This is a genomic window from Microbacterium sp. CPCC 204701 (assembly GCF_004010105.1).
Lineage (GTDB): Bacteria > Actinomycetota > Actinomycetes > Actinomycetales > Microbacteriaceae > Microbacterium.
In genome coordinates this window covers 1-5,460 of sequence record NZ_RRYE01000205.1, presented here as the reverse complement: position 1 = coordinate 5,460, position 5,460 = coordinate 1, and the positions used below count along the sequence as shown (strand labels likewise).

The 5,460-nt window shown below is 71.7% G+C and carries 4 protein-coding genes and 1 pseudogene; 2 read left to right on the top strand and 3 right to left on the bottom strand.

The features are described from left to right. The 3 genes from EIO58_RS11895 to pgm form a co-directional block, all read right to left on the bottom strand. The coding region (locus EIO58_RS11895; protein ID WP_127819726.1) for a cupin domain-containing protein at positions 1-420 on the bottom strand (420 nt) is incomplete at its 3' end. Continuing rightward, positions 417-1,319 carry a DUF6807 domain-containing protein gene (locus EIO58_RS11890; protein WP_127819725.1) on the bottom strand — a complete coding sequence of 301 codons (903 nt, stop codon included), beginning with the start codon at positions 1,317-1,319 and terminating at the stop codon, positions 417-419. The genes EIO58_RS11895 and EIO58_RS11890, both read right to left, overlap by 4 nt. Positions 1,320-1,533: 214 nt before the next feature. Then, positions 1,534-3,177 carry a phosphoglucomutase (alpha-D-glucose-1,6-bisphosphate-dependent) gene (gene pgm / locus EIO58_RS11885; protein WP_127819724.1) on the bottom strand — a complete coding sequence of 548 codons (1,644 nt, stop codon included), beginning with the start codon at positions 3,175-3,177 and terminating at the stop codon, positions 1,534-1,536. Positions 3,178-3,354: 177 nt separating this feature from the next. Between pgm and pheA the strand changes: the two genes are divergently transcribed. Next, positions 3,355-4,335: a prephenate dehydratase gene (gene pheA, locus EIO58_RS11880; RefSeq protein ID WP_127819723.1), complete on the top strand. Its 981-nt coding sequence runs from the start codon at positions 3,355-3,357 to the stop codon at positions 4,333-4,335. Positions 4,336-4,403: 68 nt separating this feature from the next. Continuing rightward, positions 4,404-5,460: pseudogene (locus EIO58_RS11875) on the top strand (LuxR family transcriptional regulator); the annotation flags it as partial.

Here is a 5,460-nt window from a genome sequence, read left to right as displayed (position 1 = left end):
CAGGTCGCGCCGTGCCCGCGCGGCGGCCGCGCGCTCGTCCTCCGTGCCGTCGGGCAGCGAGGCGGCCCGGGCGTAGGCCTCGGGGTCGTCGAGCACTTCGGCGGGGAACGTCATCACGGCGTCACCGGCTTCGGGCAGTCCCGCGTTCTGCATCACGACGACGAGTTCGAGGCCGCCGTGGTTGACGAGCCGGTGCACCGTACCGGGCGAGAACCACACCACCTCCCCGGGTTCCAGACGACGGATGCCGCGCCCCTCGGCCGACACCGTGTGCACCTCGCCCGACCCCGCGGTGACGACGTAGCCCTCGCTCGAAGCCGTGTGCAGGTGCGGCGACCCGCCCCGGAGCCCATCCTCGGTCTCCCAGTCGTACACGCGCAGGCTGCTCACCGCGACGCCGCCGGGGAACAGCGGGGTCACGGCGCCAGCTCCGCCGCGAGCACGCGAGTCTCGTCGGGGCTCCAGACGCGGTCGCCGAACACGTGCCGATGCCCAAGGGTGAGCTCGTCGCCCGGGGCGAGGACGATGTGCTCGTCGAACGAGGGGGAAGGCGCGACGATCGGGAAGGGCTCGGTGCGTACGAACCACCGGATCGGCGGCCCGCCGGTCGAGGTGCCGGCGAACACGAGCACCGTGCCGCCGCCGTCGACCTCGTCGTGCTCGCCCGAGACCGCCACCCACGGCGCCTGCGAACCCATGATGGCGTCGGTGCCCTCCAGGTCGGCCGACAGCGCGCGACCGCCGGTCCAGGCCCGCGGCATCCGGATCACGAATCCCGTGTAGCCGGCGTTCGGGCGACCCTCCGTCGTCGGGCTGCCGAGCTCGAGGTCGCGCTCGGCGATGCTGCGGAGGGTCGTGGAGAAGTCGAGCATCCACAGCCCGCGCTCGGGGTCGACGCCGTGGAAGCGGTGCGTGCGGGTCTCGGCGAGCCATTCCTCGAGCCCCCGTGTGACCCACGTGAGCTCTTCGGTGAACGAGACCTCGGCGCCGGCATCCGCGATGTCGGTGAAGCGCTCGTGGCGGATGCTGCCCACATTGTCGAGCTGCCGGTAGCCGGTGTCGCGGGCGAACGTCGGGCCGCCCCAGAAGTTCTCGCCCGAGACGTGGGTCCACGTCATCTGCAGGCCCTTGTGCCAGCGGTGGTCCCACGGGCGGTACGCGGTCAGGGGCGCGCCGTCGAGCGCGCGAAGCGGGTGCAGGAAGGGCTTCGGCCCCTCGGATGCGGCGCCCCGGGGCTCGAACGCGTACCGGGCGATCTCGACCCCTCCCGTCGTGACGGCGAGGTCGGTGTCATCGATGCGCAGCGCGAGATCGGCCATGCGCTCATTGTGCCCCACCCGCCGGTAACCGCTTCCCAGCCCACGGATTCCGCGAGAGAACAACTGGTGGACGAGAGACAGGAAAGCTCCCTACCTCTCGTCCATCAGCTGCACTGTCGCGGACGCGCGAGGGCGGACGCGCGAGGGCGGACGCCGGGGGAGCGGGGCGCCAAGGGCGGGGCGCAAGGGCAAGGGGAGCGGACTATGGTCGGGGTCAGGCCCCGCCGAGGGCCTTGGACACCACCGCGCGGGCCTCCTCCTGCACCTGTGCGAGGTGCTCGGGGCCGCGCAGCGACTCGGCGTAGAGCTTGTAGACGTCCTCGGTGCCCGAGGGGCGCGCCGCGAACCACGCGTGCTCGGTCTGCACCTTGAGCCCGCCGATCGCGGCACCGTTGCCCGGCGCGTGCGACAGCTTCGCCGTGATCGGCTCGCCGGCGAGCTCGGTCGCCGTCACCGCCTCGGGCGAGAGCTTGCCGAGGGTCGCCTTCTGCGCGGGCGTGGCCGGGGCGTCCACGCGCTGATACGCCGACGCGCCGAATTGCGCCTCGAGCTCGGCGTACCGCTGCGACGGCGTCTTGCCGGTCACCGCGAGGATCTCGGCGGCGAGCAGGCACAGCAGGATGCCGTCCTTGTCGGTCGTCCACACCGAGCCGTCCTTGCGCAGGAACGACGCGCCCGCTGACTCCTCGCCACCGAACGCGACCGAGCCGTCGAGCATGCCCGGCACGAACCACTTGAATCCGACCGGCACCTCCAGCAGCGGCCGCCCGAGCGCCTCGGCCACGCGGTCGATGATCATCGAGCTGACAAGGGTCTTGCCGACCGCGGCATCCGTCGGCCATCCCTCGCGGTGCGAGAACAGGTAGTCGATCGCGACGGCCAGGTAGTGATTCGGGTTCATGAGGCCGGCGTCGGGCGTCACGATGCCGTGACGATCGGCGTCGGCGTCGTTGCCGGTGAGGATGTCGTACTCGTTGCGGCGCGCGACGAGCGAGGCCATCGCCGACGGCGACGACGGGTCCATGCGGATCTTCTCGTCCCAGTCGAGCGTCATGAACTTCCACGTCGGATCGACGTCGGGGTTCACCACGGTGAGGTCCAGGCCGAAGACCTCGGCGATGAGCGCCCAGTACTCGACCGACGCGCCGCCGAGCGGGTCGGCGCCGATGCGCACGCCGGCGCTGCGGATCGCATCGACGTCGATGACGTTCGCGAGGTCGCGCACATAGGCGTCGCGGAAGTCGTACTCGCCGATGGTGTCGCTGTCGAGGTCTTTGAAGGGCGTGCGCGCGACGCCGTCCAGCCCCGCCGCGATCAGCTCGTTCGCGCGATTCGCGATCCAGCCGGTGGCGTCGGTGTCGGCGGGCCCGCCGTTCGGCGGGTTGTACTTGAAGCCGCCGTCGCTGGGCGGATTGTGGCTCGGCGTGACCACGATGCCGTCCGCGCGGCCCGGGTCGGCGGCATCCCGCCCCCGGTTGCAGGTCAGGATCGCGTGACTGAGAGCCGGCGTCGGCACCCACGAGTCGCGCGAATCCACACGCACATCGACGCCGTTAGCGACGAGCACCTCGATGGCACTGCGCTCGGCCGGCAGCGACAGGCCGTGCGTGTCGCGGCCGAGGAACAGCGGTCCTTCGATGCCCTGGCTGCGACGGTATTCGACGATCGCCTGGGTCGTGGCGAGGATGTGCACCTCATTGAAGCTCGCCGACAGCGACGAGCCGCGGTGGCCGCTGGTGCCGAATGCGACGCGCTGCTCGGGCGCGGCCGGGTCGGGTTTCACGTCGTAGTAGGCGGCGATCAGCTCATCGATGTCGACGAGGTCCGATGCGTCGGCGGGCTGTCCTGCGCGAGTCATGCGTTCCAGTCTGCCTGTCCCACGCCCTATGCGCACTGTGAGCGACGACTCGCGCGCACAACTCAGGCAGAGATGCCGTGGGCCTGGGCGGGAACCGCCGTCGCGGGTCGATCTGCATGAGCTGTGGGCGCACGTGGGCCAAAGCCGGGCGCCCGGGCCGAGGCTAGGCTGGCGGGCGTGACTTCCGAGGCCGTCGACGCTCAGGCATCCGCTCCCGTCCGCCGCACCTACAGCTACCTGGGCCCGGCGGGCACGTTCACCGAGGCCGCCCTGGCGCAGGTGCCCGAGGCGCGCGGTCACGACTGGCGTTCGGTGCGCAACGTCGGCGAGGCGCTGGCCGACGTCGTGGAGGGGCGATCGGATGCCGCGATGATCGCCATCGAGAACTCCGTGGACGGCGGCGTCTCGACGGCGCAGGACGCCCTGGCCACCGTGCCCGGACTGCGCATCGTGGGGGAGTACCTGGTTCCCGTCGAGTTCGTGCTCGTCGGGCGCCCGGGCGCCCGCCTCGAGGAGGTGTCGCTCATCTCGGCGCACCCGGTCGCGTACGCGCAGTGCCTGCAGTGGCTCGCTCGCGAGCTGCCGTCGCACGCGCACGTGCCCGCCGCGAGCAACGTCGCGAGCGCGATGAGCCTTCTGGACGGCACGAGCGATGCGGAAGCCGCGATCGCGCCGCCGGGGATCCTCGAGCACCACGAGCTCGAACTTCTCGCCTCGAACATCGGCGACAACGCCAACGCGGTGACCCGGTTCGTGCTGGTCAGCCGCACGGTCGCGCCGCCGCCGCCGACCGGGGCCGACAAGACGTCGCTCATCGTCGAGCTTCCCGACGACCACCCCGGTGCGCTGCTCGAGATGCTCGAGCAGTTCGCGACGCGCGGGATCAACCTCTCTCTCCTGGCATCCCGGCCGATCGGAGACGAGCTCGGCCGGTACCGCTTCGTCATCGATGCCGACGGCCACATCGAGGACGAGCGAATGGCCGACGCGCTGCTGGGCCTGCGCCGCTTCAGCCCCGGCGTGATCTTCCTGGGGTCGTACCCGCGCGCCGACCGTGCGGTCGTGCACTACCCCGAGCGCTACGCCGACGACGTCTTCGTCGAGGCGCGCGACTGGCTGCGCGGGCTCATCTCGGGCGAGCCCGAAGAGCTCGACTGATCCGGCCGCGTCGGCATGGTCTGCCGCATGCCCTCCCGGTGCGCACGTCCACGACGGTACCCTGAGGCATGGCCGACCGCGGGGCGCTGATCGATGCTGCGCGGAGAGCCTTTGCGGCATCCGACTGGTCCACGGCGCTGGAGAACCTGGGCGCTGCGCGGGCAGAGGCCGAGCTCGAGGTGGACGACGTCGTGCTCATGGCGCGTTCGGCGTGGTGGCTGGGGCGAGTGGCCGGATCCCTCGCCCTCGCCGAAGACGCGTTCCGCGGCCTGTGCGACGCCGACCGCACCTCCGACGCGGCGATGATGGCGCTGCAGCTCAGCATGCTGTGGATCACCCGAGGGGATCTGACGATCGGCACAGCGTGGCTGCATCGCGCGCGGCGCATCCTGGCCGATCTGCCGGAGGGGCCGCCGCACGCGTACCTCGCCTACCTCGAAGCGTCGCTCGGCCTGGTCACCACAGGAGGCCTGGCGTGGTCGGATGACGATGTCGACCGTCTCGCCGCCCTGGCGCGGCGCTATCCTGAGCCGGCGGTCGAAGCCCTGGCAATGGTGGTGCGGGGGCTGGCAGAGCTGCGGCGCGGCGACTCGCAGCGCGGATTCGCGCTGCTCGACGAGGCCATGCTTCCTGTGCTCGCGGGGCAGGTCACGGCCGAATGGGCCGGCGACATCTACTGCACGATCATCCACACGTGCCATGAGCTCGCGGACTTCCGTCGCATGGAGGACTGGACGCGAGCGACCGAGCAGTGGTGCCGGCAGTTCGGGAGCGAGGCCATGTACACCGGCCTCTGCCGCGTGCATCGCCTGGAGCTGCGCACGGCGCGCGGCGACTGGCCGGCCGCCGAGGCGCTGCTTCTTCGCGAGTGCTCCGATCTCGCCGGGGGCAACCCCTGGATCGCCGGCGAGGGCTTCTATCAGCTCGGCGAGGTGCGCCGTCGCCGGGGCGACGCGGCGGGTGCCCGCGAGGCATACGATCTCGCGCGCTCGGCCGGCGTCGACCCGCAGCCAGGCGATGCGCTGCTCCTGCTCGATGCCGGGGATGATGCGGCCGCACGTTCGGCGCTGACCGCGGCGCTGGCCTCGCGCGATCCCTTGGCGCGGATCCGGCTGCTGCGGGCTG